This is a genomic window from Vibrio sp. STUT-A16, from assembly GCF_026000495.1.
Lineage (GTDB): Bacteria > Pseudomonadota > Gammaproteobacteria > Enterobacterales > Vibrionaceae > Vibrio > Vibrio diabolicus.
On sequence record NZ_AP026765.1, the window covers coordinates 1,447,379 to 1,465,333 of the forward strand.

Annotated in this window: 14 protein-coding genes; 9 read left to right on the forward strand and 5 right to left on the reverse strand. The window is 39.4% G+C overall.

Annotated elements, in window-relative coordinates; all coding sequences use genetic code 11:
• The first annotated feature begins 53 nt into the window (after window positions 1-53).
• The 5 genes from OO778_RS06880 to OO778_RS06900 all read left to right on the forward strand — a co-directional run bounded on the left by OO778_RS06880 (window position 54) and on the right by OO778_RS06900 (window position 10,463).
• Window positions 54-314 (forward strand): ATPase, encoded by a 261-nt coding sequence (locus OO778_RS06880; RefSeq protein WP_264911139.1) that lies wholly within the window; start codon window positions 54-56, stop codon window positions 312-314.
• Window positions 315-541: 227 nt separating this feature from the next.
• Entirely contained in the window at window positions 542-982 is a 441-nt protein-coding gene (locus OO778_RS06885; RefSeq protein WP_014232265.1) for a hypothetical protein, read from the forward strand.
• 409 nt (window positions 983-1,391) lie between these two features.
• A complete protein-coding gene (locus OO778_RS06890; protein ID WP_014232264.1) occupies window positions 1,392-2,921 on the forward strand; it encodes a DUF4041 domain-containing protein in 1,530 nt (509 codons plus the stop codon).
• 433 nt (window positions 2,922-3,354) lie between these two features.
• Entirely contained in the window at window positions 3,355-4,230 is an 876-nt protein-coding gene (locus tag OO778_RS06895) for a DUF5677 domain-containing protein (RefSeq protein WP_031852475.1), read from the forward strand.
• Between the two features lie 86 nt (window positions 4,231-4,316).
• Window positions 4,317-10,463, forward strand: coding sequence for an ATP-binding protein (locus tag OO778_RS06900; protein WP_264911141.1), 6,147 nt, complete (start codon window positions 4,317-4,319; stop codon window positions 10,461-10,463).
• 273 nt (window positions 10,464-10,736) lie between these two features.
• Here OO778_RS06900 and OO778_RS06905 read toward each other — a convergent pair whose 3' ends face one another.
• The 4 genes from OO778_RS06905 to OO778_RS06920 form a co-directional block, all read right to left on the reverse strand.
• Window positions 10,737-10,991, reverse strand: a complete 255-nt coding sequence (locus tag OO778_RS06905) for a helix-turn-helix domain-containing protein (RefSeq protein ID WP_014232260.1) — start codon at window positions 10,989-10,991, stop codon at window positions 10,737-10,739.
• Between the two features lie 117 nt (window positions 10,992-11,108).
• Window positions 11,109-11,387 (reverse strand): hypothetical protein, encoded by a 279-nt coding sequence (locus OO778_RS06910; RefSeq protein WP_014232259.1) that lies wholly within the window; start codon window positions 11,385-11,387, stop codon window positions 11,109-11,111.
• 235 nt (window positions 11,388-11,622) lie between these two features.
• Window positions 11,623-13,128, reverse strand: coding sequence for a relaxase/mobilization nuclease domain-containing protein (locus OO778_RS06915; protein ID WP_264911142.1), 1,506 nt, complete (start codon window positions 13,126-13,128; stop codon window positions 11,623-11,625).
• An 88-nt stretch (window positions 13,129-13,216) separates the two neighbouring features.
• Entirely contained in the window at window positions 13,217-13,969 is a 753-nt protein-coding gene (locus OO778_RS06920; RefSeq protein ID WP_264911143.1) for a chromosome partitioning protein ParA, read from the reverse strand.
• A gap of 734 nt (window positions 13,970-14,703) precedes the next feature.
• On the opposite strand from OO778_RS06920, the gene OO778_RS06925 reads away from it, so the two are divergent.
• The 4 genes from OO778_RS06925 to OO778_RS06940 all read left to right on the forward strand — a co-directional run bounded on the left by OO778_RS06925 (window position 14,704) and on the right by OO778_RS06940 (window position 17,304).
• Window positions 14,704-14,994 (forward strand): AlpA family phage regulatory protein, encoded by a 291-nt coding sequence (locus OO778_RS06925; RefSeq protein ID WP_023584776.1) that lies wholly within the window; start codon window positions 14,704-14,706, stop codon window positions 14,992-14,994.
• 282 nt (window positions 14,995-15,276) lie between these two features.
• The gene (locus tag OO778_RS06930) at window positions 15,277-15,924 is read left to right on the forward strand and encodes a hypothetical protein (protein WP_014232255.1); all 648 of its coding nucleotides are present in this window, start codon (window positions 15,277-15,279) and stop codon (window positions 15,922-15,924) included.
• A gap of 11 nt (window positions 15,925-15,935) precedes the next feature.
• Window positions 15,936-16,067, forward strand: a complete 132-nt coding sequence (locus OO778_RS06935) for a hypothetical protein (RefSeq protein WP_264911144.1) — start codon at window positions 15,936-15,938, stop codon at window positions 16,065-16,067.
• A 736-nt stretch (window positions 16,068-16,803) separates the two neighbouring features.
• Window positions 16,804-17,304, forward strand: a complete 501-nt coding sequence (locus OO778_RS06940) for a hypothetical protein (protein WP_171934120.1) — start codon at window positions 16,804-16,806, stop codon at window positions 17,302-17,304.
• Window positions 17,305-17,392: 88 nt separating this feature from the next.
• Here the strand turns inward: OO778_RS06940 and OO778_RS06945 are convergent, their stop codons facing one another.
• Entirely contained in the window at window positions 17,393-17,554 is a 162-nt protein-coding gene (locus tag OO778_RS06945) for a hypothetical protein (protein ID WP_153645911.1), read from the reverse strand.
• Between the last annotated feature and the right edge of the window lie 401 nt (window positions 17,555-17,955).

Consider the following 17,955-nt stretch of genomic DNA (forward strand, 5'->3'; position numbering starts at 1 on the left):
TCCAATAAGCCCCTCACAGGGGCTTTAATAAAAGAATAATAATAAGGCACAACGTGCAACACACTCACGAAGCAATTGAATTTTCGGACAAGTATCTGTTCAAAGAAAGACATGGATACAACAACTCAGTCATCAACCCTGTCAGCAGTATGGTGAAACTGACTGGGCTGTCTAGGAACACTGTTCAGCAAGCATTTGCGGGTAAGAAATGCAGTAAACCACAAGTTAAAGTTCTCGAACTTCTTGAAATCATCGTTACTGATGACCAGAAAAAAATTAGAGAGCTTCGAGATATAGCAAGAAAAAACCAGTAACACAAAACTTAAGCCAAAATCCCCATCGGGGCTTTTTCGTTTTCTCGAATTTTATAATAATCAAAGCAGGCAATCTGACAAAATCTTTATTTTATGTATAAGTTAAAATAAAAGCAAAAATTAAATTAAAATAATATATTTTATTTGGTTACTTATATTTAAGATTACAAAATAAACTCTTATAATATAAAATGAAGAAATAAAATAATAACAAAAAGGTTTAGGTTATGGTTTACGAAGCAATAGATTTACTTTACAAACAACAAGTTGAATTACAAGCGCAACAGCAAGCTCAGCTAGATAGAATTGAAGTATTAACTAATACTTTTGACGACAAGTTTAAAGTAGAGATGGACGTTGGAAAAGTTCATGTATGGGGCGGTTCGAACAGAAATATAGATATAAAAGTGAGGTCATTAAAGACGGGTGAAATATTAGCTGTTGCTTCTGTGAATGCAGTGAGAGATGACTATAGAGAGCCATTTAGCTGTCCTAAAAATACTGACAGATTACTGATGGGTGGTTTAAGCAGACACGCACCAAAAATCATGCATGATTTTAATGAGTACATGAAAGAGAAAAATATGAACATAGCTTTTAAAAAGTACCTGCTCAACAAAACTGATGAGTACTTGGCAAAGAAGCACAATGAAAAATTCATGCGCTAATAAAAATAAGAAGTGAGAAAGCACTCAAACTTAAAGCTATAATAAAAAGAGAATTTAAAACATGGAAAAACTAATTGAATTTTTAATAGACAGAAAACTAGTAATTCATGAGTTACTAAATTAGAAAAATGGCTAAACTCAGGTTTGTCTAGAGGCTTTCTGATGGGGCATGAAACACGAAAATGCCCCAGTTTCAGTTAGAGTAGGAATTCATTCAACTCCTGCTCATCTGGCTTTTCCATACAAATATTAATAGAAAGCCTAGAAGCATGTTGGCACATGAAGTCAGGATGATTGACTCACATTTTCCGCACACAAATATTTCTATTGTGACATTTGCTTGGTTACACGAGAGTAGATATTAGTTATCTTATCAGTTTCATATTTAATGAGACGGTAGGGGCGGTAAATGGAACAAATTTCACTAACTTACATGCTAATAGGAGCTATAGTAATCTTGCTTGTTGTCGGGCTTTTTTGGGTAAGAAAGTCTTCAAAGCTGAGTCAGAAACTGGCAGTTACAGAAACTCAATTATCAGAGGCAGCAACAACAATCGATGAGTATAAAGAAAAATACTCTCAGATATTTGATATTGAAGCTGAGTGCGAACAAATCAAGGATCAGCTGAAAATTGACAAGAATGAGATAGAAGAAAAAGCGCGTCAAGCCTTACGCGAAATCGAATCCAAGAGAGACGAGGCAATTACGAAACGTCAATCTGTTGAAGAGCAGATCAGTGAACTTCAGGTCGACTACAAAAGTAAGAAAATAACTTATGACTCTTTAACTAAGCAAATCGCCATATTCAGCGAAGATATTGAACTTATCGAACTCGGATTCTATGAGCCAAAATTCGATTTTGATGCATCTGAAACATTCAAAGAAGAGATCAAGAAATGCAAAGAGTGCCAGAAAACCTTGTTGAGAGAGAAGTCTTCCAGTGGAGCGATACACTGCTACCGTGAATGGACTGTCGACGGTTCTCGAAGCGAAGGCAAGAGAATGACCAACAAGAGTATTCGTCTCACCGCAAGAGCCTTCAATAACGAATGTGAGGCCGCTATTGCCAACTGTACGTGGAAAAACGTTACAAAGATGGAAGAACGTATAAAGAAAGCGTTCGCCGCAATCAATCAGCTAAATGAACCGAATGCTATATCTATTACAGAGCGTTATCTCAAAGAAAAGTTAAAAGAACTCCAATTGACTTACGAATATCGTGAAAAGAAACAACGCGAGAAAGAAGAACAGGCGGAAATCAAAGCACAAATGCGTGAAGAAGCAAGAATAGAGGCAGAGATAAAAAAAGCAGAAGCGGAGGCTATAAAAGAAGAAAAACGTTATCACAAAGCTTTGGATGCTGCGAGAAAAGAGCTTGAAAAAGCTAGCGACGAAATGAAATCAGAACTAGAAAAACAGATTGCACAGTTACAGGCAAACTTAGAGGAAGCAGAGCGCAAGCACCAACGCGCTCAATCAATGGCGGAGCAAACTAAGCAAGGTCATGTTTATGTTATTTCTAACATTGGATCGTTTGGGGAAAATGTCTACAAGATAGGCATGACCCGTCGATTAGAACCAATGGATAGAGTGAAAGAGCTTGGAGATGCTTCAGTACCGTTTACCTTTGATGTACATGCAATGATTCATACTGATGATGCTCCAACTCTAGAGAAGAAGCTTCACGATAAGTTTGATACTCACCGATTGAATATGATTAATCGCCGTAAAGAGTTTTTCAGTGTCTCGCTGGAAGAGATCAAACATGCGGTAAGTGACTTTACCGATCAGTCTGTGGAGTTCATTGAAACAGCGATTGCACAGGACTATTACGAAACACAAGCGATGAACAAACAGCGCCTAGCAAGAGAAGGAAAGTTAGAAGGAGAAGAGTTATCGTCTTCCAGTGTTCTCCCCAAATTTGCTGATGTCTTGTAGAGCGCCTTATAGATTTTACTGAAAGGGGTATACAGTAATTTGAAATGTCCCACTTGGTGACAGCATCTTCAATCTGGCACGATTATGCCCCAAAACGTTCTAGCCTATGACTCAGGACTAATTTTTTTGTCATTAATTGACCTACTTTTTCTAATGATTCAATATGGTTATGATTGAATAATAATGTAAGCCTGCATCTGTCTAGATGGTAGGTTGCGATTCACAGGAGTTAATCTGTCAGGGTGTCATTGAAGTTAACGCTTCATCGATAAGAACTGCGTTAGAGCCGAACACGGTAAGCATTCCTTTGCGCCATTCCTTCTTACCTTGTTGCTCACTCTCATTTGGCTAACCCGCTATTTGACCAACTTTTACTGACGCATCTAATTAACCGCTGCATTGAGAGAACATAACCAAACAGGAGCAACTTCGCTTGGACGAAATAGAAAAAATCATCAGTCGATACGACGAAGTGTATGTTGGAGAAAGTTTTAGAACATTAGAAGACATAAATAGATTTACGGGTACTTTCGTAAAGGATGTGGCCGAGATTTATGATTGCATTACTAGGGTTCGAAACATTGAACGTAATCCTACTGGCTTCAACTTAGAAGATGCTCCTATTTTGGGATTACTAACGAGGATCTGGAAGCTACTCAAGGAAGTTGTATTCTACTACGAACAGGATAATGCAGAAATTATAAGTATTTTAGAAAGGCCGTTAATCGAAGCAGCAGTAACTGCCGAATACTTATTATTAAGTGAACCGGAAGTAATTGAGGACTACAGAAAGTGCTCTTACAAAGACAGGTTGAGAATACTTCGTGAGTTAAAAGAAGGCTCTCGATTTTTTGAGACCAAGGCGGGAAAACGCCTTCTTAAGTCAGTTCAAGAAAAAATGGACTTGGAAGGTTTCACGGAAGAGGACTTCAAGGTACAGAAGACAAATCGATGGAAGCTTCAAGGTAAGAACTTTTTCGACATATTTAAGGAAATTTCATACGAGGATCTTTATAAATACACTTACGGGATGATGTCTGAGTCTATTCACGGTTCTTGGAACGAGTCTATGGACTGGTGTCTTCAAAAGAATGAGGACAAAACATTCTCTGTATACCCTTTTTATCATCCTGCCGATATAAGATATATCTGTCCCACACTCAAGTTTTGCAATGAGTCATACAGGCTATGGTTGAGACGGATCGATTGTGAAGACGAGAATATGACTAATATTCTCGACTGGATTGAAAGAGTTAACAATAGAGTATTTATGATATTTGATCAGAAGTATGACGGCTCAAATTGCTAGCCTCTAAGCTAAAGAGTTCTACCCCTCAGGCTGCTTAAGGCGTTTCTCTCAATGTGTAACACTGTTTTTAAGGAATCATTTTTATCGTGTCTAGTATTAATTCAGGTGATGGTGAACGTACTGCAATGCTGGGGTATGTTCCGCAGTATGAAATAGCAGCAGGCTTAATATATGAAGCTTTGCTTGATGGAAGTCTTGAATGGTTTCGAGTCGCCGATCCTGATGCTGGAAGCTTAGATGATATACTGATTGCGACTACTGGTAAGCTTGATGCGTATCAGGTGAAGTGGGCGGAATACACTGGAACAATTAGCTATGCAGATTTTGTAAGGGATAGTTCGACAAAGCAGGGAGATGAGAAGCTGAGCCTTTTCAGGCAACTTTCAGAGGGGTGGAAGCACTTAAGTACAAATAATAAAGATAGAATTGTAAAAGTTCATTTGCTTCATAAATCAGTACCTAGTTCAAGCTCTAAAGCTCAAATTCCTTTAGGCGACACGGCTCCTCGACATGCTCACTTTCAATCTTTCTTAAAAGAATGCTGGTTCGATAGACGATGGTGTGAAACAGGCTTAGATACAGTATCCGTGTGCTGGCAAAAGGCACTGTTGGATCTACAGAAACGGTCAAAATTTAATGATGACCAATTTTTGAATTTCATTCGCAACTGTGAGCTTGAATTCAACTATAAGCGACCAGCAGATATCCCTATAACTAATCAAGGACAAGCAAGAAAGCAAAAAGATATTGAAAAGATATATAACCTTTTGACGAAAATGGCGGGAGGTGAACGTCGAATTATTGAGCTGTCCAAAGATGATATGTTAGATAGGTTGGCGTGGAGTCATAGGTTTAAGCATAAGTTTGTTCATGAATTTCCTATCGATCGAACTTATCAAGAAATTGAAGAAACTGTTGGTTCTATATCTGATGTGTTATCACAAACCAAGCAGGGCTATGTCGCATTGCTTGGAAGCCCTGGCTCAGGAAAGTCAACAACGCTTACTCATACTTTAAAGTATAAAGCAGGATATAAACTAGTTAGATATTACGCATATGTACCCGATAGCACCTACCAAGGGCGTGGTGAAGCGACTACTTTTCTTCATGACATCACATTATCGCTAAGAAATCACGGCTTTCGTGGTGAAAGTTCCGGGCAGCCAGGCTCAAGAGAAGAGTACCTATCATTGTTAGGAGAGCAGCTTCAACAAGCCCATGACAAATGGAAAAATGATGGCGTAACCACCATCATAATGGTTGATGGGTTAGATCATATTCAGCGAGAACAAAACCCATTACAGAGTTTGTTGTCAGATTTGCCTCTCCCGAACACCGTGCCTGATGGAGTGATATTTGTTCTAGGTAGTCAAACGCTAGAGTTGAACGATCTTTCTGATACGATAAAGGAGCATGTCAGCCATGGAAGTCGAACCATTGTTATCTCTCCTCTTACTCGGACAAATGTCTATGCAGCCATAAACGAATGGCCAGGCTGTTCCGACCTAACAGATGATAATAAGAAGAAAATTATTGAAAAGTCATTAGGGCACCCACTATCTTTGGTTTATTTGCTGCAGTTTATTACTGGCGGATCGGGTAGGAGTTATGATGAAGCTATTGATGAATTTCCTCTTTACCAAGGGCATATTGAGCAAAGCTATTCAGTTTATTGGCGACAAATAGAGAGTAATCAGAAGCTTGTTGACTTGCTTGCGTTATTGTCAAGATTGAGAGTGCCAATAAATACTCACGTGCTTGAGAAATGGTCTGATCATTCAACTATTCGCGCTTTTATTTCAAGTGCAGCCCACTATTTCAAGAAGGATAGTGATGTAAGTTGGCGCTTTTTTCATAACAGTTTTCGACAGTTTATTTTAGATAAAACGTGCCGAAACCTATTTGGTAATTTTGATGATTCAAAAAATATTGAATATCACAAGGTATTAGCTAAACACTGTATTCAATCGTCTGAGGATAATGATCCAATGCGATGGGAGGCGGTTTACCACCTTTTTAATGCTCGGCAGATGCAAGCTGTAATTGATACAGGGACTCAAAGTTACTTTAGAGACCAGTTCTTTAATCTTCGGAATACTTCGAGTTTAACAGATGATATTGACGCTGTTCTATTGTCGGCTAAGGAGCTGAATGATCCGCTTGCCGTAGTTAGATGTCTCTTAATTGAAAGTGAGCTTAGAGAGCGAAGAGACGCCCTTAATGAGGTTGATATACTTGCTCTCTTATTTTCATCGGAGGGAGTAAGTTCAGCGCTTAGTTACATATTCGATGGTGAGCTGCTAAGGGTAAGTGATTCAGAAGCACTCAAATTTTCTAAAGTTCTAGCGGAGAACAAATTCTTTAATGAAGCTAAAAGGGTCTTTGAATCTGCTGAGCCGCTAAGTTACTTGTCAGGTGGAGACGCTATTGATCCGCATCATGGGGGAGCTGAAGATTTGAAACGATGGGCTGATGTAGCTCATTATTTCATGCCGCTAGGCGACCTTGTCTCAACTATACACCAAACGAAGTGTGAAGTTGATGGTGTGGGATCATGGAGTGGAAATGATGAAGACCTACATGCTCGCTTAATGAGACGGTTGGTCAATGGTATCTATGAAACAAAAGACGAAGAAAAAATAACTGAGATTTTCTATTTCTTGTCAGAAAAAAGGAAGCACTTTGATAGTCTTATAGATTTATGTGTCTCCATATGCATTAACCAATATCCATTGGCTTTGATAGACACCGCATTCGAGGCTGTCATTGATTGGTCTGAAAATAATGACTTGGATTTTTCAGAAAAGTTGTTGGTTGCTGAACTGGATTACAGATCCAATGGAAATATAGAAAAAGCTAAAGAATGGTTTGAAAATTTTGAACAGCCAAAACTTTATAAATATGGTGTTCATGGCCAATGGAAGAACCTAAGTCCATTCGCAGATAGAATTCGTCTTAACAGACTACGAGCAGCCCTAGGGCAAGATGTTGATCCTGTTAAGGTGGTTCCAAATGAAAGCGAAAAAAAGTATACAGGAAACGTCTTATTTGAACGTGCTTTAGTGAGGTTTTCAAGCATTTGGGGACGGGGTTGGGCTGGAGAGAAGCTGCTACCAAGTTTTATTGTTCAGGAGATAAAGCCATCATTTGAATTGTTACGAAAGCCTTATGATCAAACAAGGGATTGGATTGGGTGGTATGAGTTCGAATCAGCCGCTGTTGATTACTTTAACTTCGCAATAAGGGCTGCTGCTCAGCATGGACATGATTGTATTTTGGCTTTAGCCGATGCGTATAGAAAAGATTGGGATAAACGGTATTGGCCGACTGGCTGGCGCAGAGAGATTGCTTTCACTTTGTATAAGGAAGGATATAGCAGGGATGGTTTAGTTGACGTACTGGATCAAATCGAAAAAGAGATCCCCGATTTTGACGACATTCACTCTAAAATGTCTGAGTACTACGAACTTTCTATAATGTGGTCAAAGATTGGTAAACCAGATCGAGCGGCTAGCCTGTTACCAAAAATCTTCAAGGGTTCTTTTGGAATATATCATAGAAAAGACAGGCAATTTTCCCACTGGGTATTGTGGTTAGGTAAGTTGATCAGTCAATACCCTGATTTAGCCTACGGTGAAATATGTCGATTTTCTTTGGCGTTAGTAGATTTGGAACAGTCGGGAAATGGTCGTGGTACGCAGGAAGCAGGACTTGATCTCATCACTATGACCACACGTTGGAATCCGGGATATGGTTTAAAGCTCTTGAGGTGGTTATTCGATCATAAAGGGCTTGATTATGCTCCGGGCCTAACAGGGTTGATGTCTGGAATGCTTGATGGCTCTAGTCCGCCATTGAAAGAAATATCAGTGATGACGAGAAAGCTGCTGCTCCCTTTCGAAGAGTACAATCCTTCTGATCTGCCTAAAAAATTAGTGTCTCGGACCTGTCAATCCTCTGATGATAGGGTGACGGATGAGATAGAAAAGCTTATTGCATCTATCAATATACACTTATTGCCTTCAAATCGTTACTCGTGGTTAGAAGGGGTAGCGCTTGGCGTCAGGGAAGCGGGGTTGGACAATAGTTTTTATGCCTCAATGGCGATTTCTACTCCCCAGGAAAAGCATGTTACTCATGAACCTTCTCTGACACTAAATACAGGGGAAAAACTTACAGAAGAAGAGACTCAACTGAAAATAAATTCTCCTGAAAACCTTTTTCAGCTTCTTCGAACTGTGAAATCCGTTGAATATTTCCGCTGGATGAACTTAATTCAACCTTTTTTAAAAGGTATGAATGCCCCTCAATTAGAGGAACTCTATAAGCTCTTAAAGCCATTTAAGCCTGATAATAATGTTGTTTCTTGTATTGCTGGCGCATTGTCTTCACATGGTGAAGTGGATAAAGCGAACAGTTTATTAGAAGGTTTATTCGATAACTCAGATGCTAAAGGTTGGGATTTACATTGGGATGGGGGTTCTAGACAGTCGATATTTAGAACCCTTGTTGAAATTGATGCTAAACAGTGGCGCCCTAAAGCGCTCGCTTGTTTAGTTGATGATTACATTGGTGAATATAGGTATCCAAGCAGTTTAATTTGGAACTTACCAGAAATTGTCGATATCCTCTTTGAGGATAAAGATATCCTGCCCATTTGGAAGGAAATCAAAGAACATGCATACCAGCTAGACGCTTTTGAACAAGGGGCTGAGAAACCACCGGCACTGTTAGATGACATTGGCGAGAAGAAGGATGCTAGTTTACTCATTGAGTTTGCATTCGATATGCTTGATGTGGCTATTCCTGAATTAGGGGTTATGGCTCATCAGGCAATCGTTGACTTGGCTAAAATTGAAGCAAATTGGCCAGAAATTCTTAGGCAAGTAGCTCATAGAATAGACAAAATTGGGTTGGCACAGGTAAAAGTAGTATCTTTGTTAAGTAGCTTAGCAAAGGATTTCAAAGGGTTTGTTCTTCAATTTGAGCAGGAAATATCTTCACTCTGTGCGTCGGAAGACTTTAGTGTGAGGATGATTGCCTTGGATTTGTCTAGTAGGCTAGAAATAAAAGGTCGGCTACCTCCATATGAACGCTCAAAGTTACCTTTGATATACGGATTGGAGTTACCAGAAATAAGTAATAAAAAGGAAGCTATTCCTTTTTCAGCTATCCGTCCTGGAGAAACACTTCCTGATGTTGATGACCCGATTGAGTTGCTTAGGCCTTTGATGACTGAAGCGAGGCTTGTGGCTGATATGTCAAACGTACCGTTTGAGAATTTAGCCTACAAAGTTTGTGAATTTATGAAAACTTTGATTCCAGAGAGTGAATGGAATAAGCAGGCTGAGGAAATTTATAGAAACTGGTTGGAAGGCGTTGGACTAAAGCTGACCTATCATCGACTGAGACCAAAAGTGGCTAAGCTAGCTCTCTCATATGCGGTATGCGAGTTATTGGATGCAGGGCGAATACCTCCTCAAGGAGTTGATCTTCTGCGAGCTATTTTCAAACGTAGTGATGAATTGTTATTGGGGCTTGAGCCCGCTATTAGACCAGAGTGCATTGTTGTTCCGAAAGCAAAAGATCGAGATGTATCTCATAATCACGATGAATGGTTGGGAAGTATTGAACAAGGTATTACACAATTTGTTGATCGTATAGACACTGGAAAACAAATTATTGGTGAGCTTACAACCTGGAGCTGGTTAGATTGGGATTTGCCGACGGAGGTTCGTATGTCTACAGTCTGTCATCCTGAATGGAATGACGATGTAGAAGTTACCTCACCTTATGCTTTCTTCCCAAGTATGAAGCATTGGTCTGCAAGCGATTACCCCAAAATAACTTTTGCTGATGAACCATCGTTGGTGATTTATGGTACAGGTGCTTACATTGATCATGGTGGCCTTGAATGGTTAGCGTTAAATCCAGCTATTGGCTTTTATCTAGGTTGGTCTGTTTCTGATGAAGGATTGTTTCGCTGGATTAATGAGAAAGGCGATGTAATGGTTGAAAGCATCTATTGGAAAGATGGTCCTATTTCTAGACAACCACCTAAAATGGATGATATCTGTTCAAATGGATGGCTTGTCATCGCCTCACACTCGGCAACTGAAAAAATTCGGGAAGTTATTGGCGAAGCGACAAAAGTAAACACAGTTATACGTAGTTATGGTCGAGGTACATATGACCCTATAACTAGCGCCATCCAACAGAGGGTTAATTGGTAGTTACATTGGCATTTTGTTCATTGTTGCATATATGTGCTAGGGGTAGCTATTACCCCTAACTAAATTATATAGACAGAAGTGATTTTGTTATATCAAACGATGAAACCTTTAGCTTTAGCATACTTTTCCTAATCTGATCGAAACATTTTAGAGCAATAATACTAACCTGCTTTTGTCCAGAGGTGTGCCAGCGCCGATCTCGGCAAACCAGCAGCACTCGATTTCGTTAAGCATGTGACTTCGGTGGATTCCCATGCGTGGGAATGACTTGACTCACCATTTCTCTTCGCCATCATCAACTTTCGAGTAGATGCTTTCGCCTTTCTGAACAATATGCATTTCAAGGTTTAGCGAAGATAAGATGCGAAATAGCGTCTGAATCCTTGTAGTTTCAGGATTAACCTCAAACTTAGAAATGGTGTCCTGTTTAAGACCAACGGGGTCGGCAACTTTTGCTTGCGACAGATTCTTGTGTTTTCTTTCGTCACGCAGATGTATTGCTAACTGCCTTGGTGATGTTATCAACATAACAATTCCTCGTATTTACCCTTTATGGAGGGTAAATACGGTTTTACCCTCGGTCAAGGGTAAAAGGCAACTTTAGCGTGTGAGAATAAGAAAACAGCCCCGATTGGGCTGTTGGTTCTAGTTTATGTTTGCTTCTGCTTTCGCTAAGTATGCAATTAGCTTTTGGGCATCTTCTCCTGCTTTTTTCGGTTTGGGCTTGTAATCGAAAGGCGTTAAAGTACTTGCGTGTGGTGTAAATCTTTTTATGCTCGATGCATCAGAGACTGATGAAATTGCTTTTCTTTTTCCTTTTATAGCTTGTAATTTGTTGCTATCGTCAGGGCTGAACACATAGTCATTGAACAAGACCGCTGGGAACTTGGCGGCATCTAGTCTCGTCTTTATTCTGTATAACACTTGATGTAGCTCTTGCGCTTCTTCAGTGCCATATTTGGCAATGAGGTGTTTTATAGATCGCGGAGAGGACAGTGCTCGGTAGCTTTATTAATGTTACATGTGTCGCGTTGTTGCTATCATTTATTAACTCAGGGCCTCGGACAATAATGTAAAGCATCTTGTCACTTTTGTTTTTTGAAATCGCGGTAGAGGGGATTTTTTCTGCTTTTGTAGGAACTGTAACGTTATCAGTTAATTAATATGTATTTTCAGCGATATCTTTTGATTTCTTCTTGATGTTACGTCTTCTATTCCGCTTTTTGTTGTCAGTAAAAATACCTTCGTTTTCATAAGCTTTTTCTATTTGTTCAATGGCTTGGTTAATTACTAGCTCCTGATCTTCATGTGTCGCAACAGGGGTTGCTTTCAATTCCCAGTGGTTCTGCTTGCTTAGTTCAAACAAGATTAGAAGCAGATGATAGAAGAATTTACTTAGCGTTTTAGATGCTGAGTATATGCCTTTCTCTTGTTCGTAAATTGCGTGAACGAAAGCTTTGTCGCGTTTGTTGATGCGTTTTCCATGATAAAGCCAAAAGTCGATAGCATCCTCTACCTCTTTTTGATATTGCTTTCTACATGAGATAATGAAGCAGTTAAGCATGTGCTTATCCCATTCCTCGGCTTGCTTCTTTACTTTGTCAGCATGTGTTTCAGCATCTCTTCTTACTGTTTCAAATCTTTGCTCTGCAAAATCTTTCTGCGATTCAAACATTTCTCTAAGGTCATAATTTTCGACTTGTGATTCGTCATAGCTACTTATAATGTTTGCATCACTTTTCAGAACACCAGATTTTATCAAGCCGCCGAGGGTGAACTTGTTACCGCTTCTGAGCTTAGAAGCGGGTATGATGAAGTCATTGTATCTGTACACAATCCCAACGAACTTTTCGTTGCTTCTGTCTTCTTTAAGTATTATTTCGACGCCATTTCTTAGTAGCGCAATTTGATAAAGAGCTAAGCTCGCTTGAGTGGTGTGCTCATCGTTTACGTCCAGTTTCTTTAGCATGTTTGCCCTAGCTTGCACTAGCGCTGGTAGCTCTTTGATGCTTGATTCAACTAAGCGTCTTACCATCAGCTTGACTGAGTGAGAGTACTTGTCAGAAACGACCGCTTCGCCCCTTGCTAGTATCTCTGATGAGTTTTCTAGTTGTCTTAAACCGAATTCCTTTTCTTGTTCACGCATGATTTCTTGTGCAGCTTCAACAGCAATCCAATTGCTGATGACTTTGTTTGTTTCTAGGTCTTGTGTTGATGCTGTTATGTGTACGTGCTGTGAATCAGTATCTGCGTGTCTAAACGCGATGTAGCGTGCGTTTTCGTAACCTAGGTGATTCATAGTCTTTCTTACTGTTTTACGCCACTGCTTGTCTGTGAGGTACTCTCCTTCGTCTATAGAGATGACAAAGTGGCGGAAAGGGTGCTTGACTGTCGGGTTGTGCTTATAGCTGCTTTGCAGTTCAGTGATAGCATCGTGCCAGTCCGCACCTGTAGCCAGCTCACCCATACTAACTGGAATGGATTCGATTTCGTTAGCACAGATGAAGAATGAGTGACCCTCCGATGCAGGAGCATGTTTTGTTTTACCTGCACCGTATTTAATCAGGTTATCTGCGTCTTTTTGTTTAGCGCCGTACTCGATGAGGTTCTGTGCGTCTTTGGCTGTCTGTTGACTTCTTGTGCATTCTAATTCTGTAAATATCATTTTATTGTCTCTTTATTATTATTGTGAGTGAGAAAGTAATAAGTAATGTAGATAAGCCCTCCTTATATTTAAGGAGGGAATTCAGGCTTTATAATTCAGCTTCTTCTAGTATCTTTTGTTTGCATAGCTCATCCAATTGACGCGAAGATAAGTATTTTAAAGCTAGTACTTTAGCTGTTGCTGATGAATGAGAGTCTATTGCTAGCTTGCGCGTAGTATCAATGCTTTCCTTAAGTTCTTTAATGCATTTGCTTAGTTTAACTATCTTAGCGCTGTCAGCATCTTCAATGTCTTCTGCAAGCACTTGTAGGGCTTTTGATAGCTCCTTGGTTTCTTTAAAGTACTTTAAGTGCTCTTCGTCATTGCTTGGGCGAGGTTCAACTTGATTTAAAGCTATGTCTCTAAGAAAAGCAGCGTTAGAGCGATAGTTGTGACTTTTCTTGCTGGCGATGAAACGCTTGTACTGTTCTGCTGTTATGTGTGTTTTTAATGCAATATTGTATAAGTCTTTAGTCTCTTTGCGCTCTTCTTTAAAACCGCTCTCGACTGCATCCAGGATGTGATGCGAGTCAGCAGCAACATTTTCGTCAAAGTTATCTGCATTATTTTTAGCGTAAATGCTTTTTACTATGAGATTGCAAAAATGCGCATGTGAGCTAAATGTAATTTTTGATGTGTTTGAAAATTGAGGAAGAAGAGAAGGTACAACAACTTGTAATTCTTCTAAACTGTAATCTGTTTTCTCGATAAGTGCTCTTAGCTTATCTTTATTTTCTCTTTTTGTGTTGACTACTATTTCTCTTATTATTTCATTTAAGTATTCTTTTACTGATAAGTTCATTTTGTTATTTCTCTTTTTTTATTATTTTATTTTTATTGTCTATGAAACAACAGCGTGCAACTTAGCGATAACTGCGAAGCATGTTATCGCAACCGACTGAAAGGAGGCTAAAGCTACAAGCTTCGCTATTTGGAACAAATAGGGAAGAGCAGTATCCGCTTGTTACTGTTTTTGTTCTTACTGTTTTTATTATAACAATATAATTTATGATATTAAATGTGCTTATTTAAAATAAACGAAATATATTATTGTATAATACGGAGTTCAACAGAGGAATACGATAAGGAACTTGTTGCATTCGACAGGGAAAGTGCGCGTTACAACATCGAAAATGCCGTTTGCGACAAGGAATTTGCGCTGCACTCTCACTATGTCTCAGCCGCTTTCATCTGCTTTCACTTCGTATCACTGATAGTCAGTAAGTAGTTGTTGGGACGAATGTTATATAGTTAAGAAGCAATAGAAGTAGGAAGTGTGTTCGTGATGGCTGAGTCAAATATAAATAAAGGATGTACTTATCATGTCTTTATTTTTATCACTTTGAACGATTATGTTGTGTGATGTTTAATATACGGTATATGTATATTTTGTTCGTTGTTAAATATATAGAGTTTGTATATTTCCATTTCGTAAAATAAATTCGAAAAAAGTGATTGCTTTTGACTTCTAAATACGAATATTATATTTGCAACGGCTCTTGTAGTCATAAGAATAAGAATAAACGGAGGCGTCCAATGGCGCTTATACACCCAATTAATCAACTGAAAATAGAAAAGAAAGTCGATGTATTAAAACGCGTTGGTTTATCCCAAGCCACGCTTCACAGACGTATAAACGATGGCACATTTCCGCCCGCAGTACAACTGGGTCCCAAGGCTGTGGGATTCATGTCGCATGAAGTCGATGCGTTTCTTATTGCATGCGCTTTGGGAGAAGATAAAAAGCGTGTGGTCGCTGAGCTTCTTGCGCAGCGACAAGCGCTTAAGCAAGCGAATCCTTTATTGCAGTACATGAACTTTCACTAATTTATCTTTTAGTTCTGTGTATACGTTGCACAGAGCTTGCTCAACTTCAGTGGTAATTGCAAGATTCGCAACGACTTTTGCGATCAAGCTGAGGAGGATAAAAACTCTTGACATTAAAGTACAGGCTAAGTTAGGTTGATAAGGCTTCCAAATCGCTCTGCTCTTTGAAAGCTCTGAATAATAATATAACAGCAAAAATAATAACGATAAAAACAAGATAAGTGGCTGAAAGCCATCAATAAAAGTTATTACGTTGTCACTCATTATTACTTCGGAGGAAACATGAAAGAGTTTAACGTCTTAAAGAAAAATCGAAAGTATTTTGCTGCATCGCTTGACGGCTACAAGTGCAGAATCTTAATCGATGAACTATCTCAGAATCTCTCAATCGGTACGCAACTGCTGGATGTCGAAGACATCTCCGTTCGTTCAAAGTATGGAACCGACCTAATATTCAAACTTAAATCCTCGGTTGAGGAACAAAATGAGTCTGGTTTTATTACTTTAACCAGTACTTACAATACCTATCTCGTTGATAAATGCCGAGCTCTTGGTGGGCAATGGGATAAGTCCAGTGAGTGTTGGGTGTTTAGTGGCCTTATCGAAGAAAAGGTTGATGAGCTGGCTTGTGTTTTCAATTCTCATCTAGTGCCTGTCGAAGTTACGATTAATGATGACTATGATGTGTACGAAGAAAAGGGGACACTTTGTTGCCTTGGCTACCCAATCGCACGCGCATTTGGGCGTGATTCAGGAGCAAGAGTCGAAGAGGGGGTAGGTGTCGTAGCGGGCGGCTTCACAAGCTGTGGTAGTAAGAAAAATTGGGTGACTCAAGCCAAATCTGGGACAGTGTTTCGCATTGAGGTAGCGGAGAAAGTGCTCACCCATTTTGCTGAGAAAGAGCCTCATTACCACTTTAAAGCTATCTGAAGGTAAGTGATATGAAATGGTTTCCACCGCATCTTGATGACACTGAAGCCATACTCAACATTGCTATTCTTTATAATAACGTTGGTTTGTTGCCAAACACCCCATGGAATGCCGCAACCGCATTTGTCTTGTGTGACATATAACAATATGCGGCAACGTTAGGGGTTACCCTTGTTCGTTTACCCTCGATTGACGAGGGGGACGTACCAAGTTTTTGTGATGTAGTTTGGCAAAGGTTTGAGAGAAACAAGTGTATCGTAGAGCAGTTTTTGGCAGCGCAGTCCACGCATCGACGAGAGAGTTTAAAAGCACTATTAATTGACAGCAAATTGAATAACGCTTTGGACCTGGGGCTATTTGACGCCTTTCAATTAATCTCTCTATCAAAACAAACCTTACTATTCCTAGTGGAAAGTATTGATGCACTTTTCGTCCCTCAGAATGTCACGTTGTTATCAGGGGTTGAATACTTTTTAATGCAGTCATCCAGTACTCGATTGATAGGTGTATCCCATGAGAACTTGTTAACCTCATCTCAGTTCACACATCATCAAGATGGTGTTTATCGACTGAATAACTTCAATAATAAAGAGCTGGTTAGGCATGCGTTAAAGTTTGTCTGTCGAGTCAGTCCACATTTCGAAGTAGTAGAAAGCACGTTAAAAGCACCTCTCAAACAATATCCTAGTTTTGAGGCATTTGTTTCAGCTGTCCAGTAAATGGTTTTGCACCAATGTAAGACGATTGAATAAAGAAGTCCGTGTTGTGTATTTATATCTTCAAAGGGTTTTGTCGATTAGATAAGCTGAAAGGTAAAATATCAGTTAAATTAATGTAAATGAATATTTGTTATTTTTTAAAGAAAACAGGAGTAAGATCATGCCTAACCATATTTATAATATCATCGAGTTTCGTACTAAAGATAAATGCTATGCTAGTTCTATTCGCGATTCGATCAGGAATGAAAGTAGTGATATGGATTTTAATAAGCTACTTTCCAACTCTTTGAAATCAAATTCTTTTGAAGGAGAGAGCAGTGTTATTCATGGTAATGTGGATTGGAATCTTCAGAATTGGGGAACAAAGTGGAATGCATGGGATAGCCAATGTTGCCTCGAAGACAGAGGTGAATATATTTACGGAAGAATTACATTTTTTACTGCGAATACTACTCCGTACCCAATATTTATTGCATTATCAAAGATGTACCATAAAATCAGATTTAAGGTAAGGTTTGCTGACCAGCATGCTTTTGGCTGCGATTGTGGTTTCCTAGTTTTCCAGAATGGGCAGGAGATTGACCGTCATATCTCCCCAAATGAATTTGGCTCAGATGAACAATTGAACTATTGGGAAGATATTGCATTAAATATCTATTAACGTTTCAGTTAAATAGCTACAAAGCAAGCAACCGCCATCAAATTGAGAGGTTACTTTAGATCAGAGGGCCTGGCAATACGCGACCCGCTTAGTTCGCTAACGGTAAGATGTCGATGGTGATGTCGATGAAGTTATCAATCATGTGCTTGTTTTTCTTCTGGCAGTCTATGGGCATTGCGGCATAGTTTACGGTATATTGAGTGCCGCACACTCGGCACCGAGTGAGATCGCCGTTGTTTCGATGTCGCATTATTTCAATGGTGTGGCCGTACATTGGACAATGTTGCAACGGGATCAATATAATGTGATCAAATTTACCGCCTCTTCCTAAGTGGATGAAAGCAGAATCAAATTGTGTCCCCAAATGTGCTTTAATGATGTCTAATGTTCTCTTTACTCATAGGATCGCGATAGGGGCGTTGGCTGGTCATCGTATCAAACCGCATCACAAAGAGAAACCAGTTTGACCTGTTTGGAGACAGAGCTGCTGTCTAGCCCTTCAGGGCAGTCCAACATTTTGATTTTCAAAGTTAGATAGAGCTTAGTTCAGAGGAAGAGTGAATTTGGCCATCAGATTAGAGTATTTGCAATACCGCTGTTAATCCGTTAAATGCTAAATTAGCAAAGCCTCCATCAAGGTATTGTCCATGA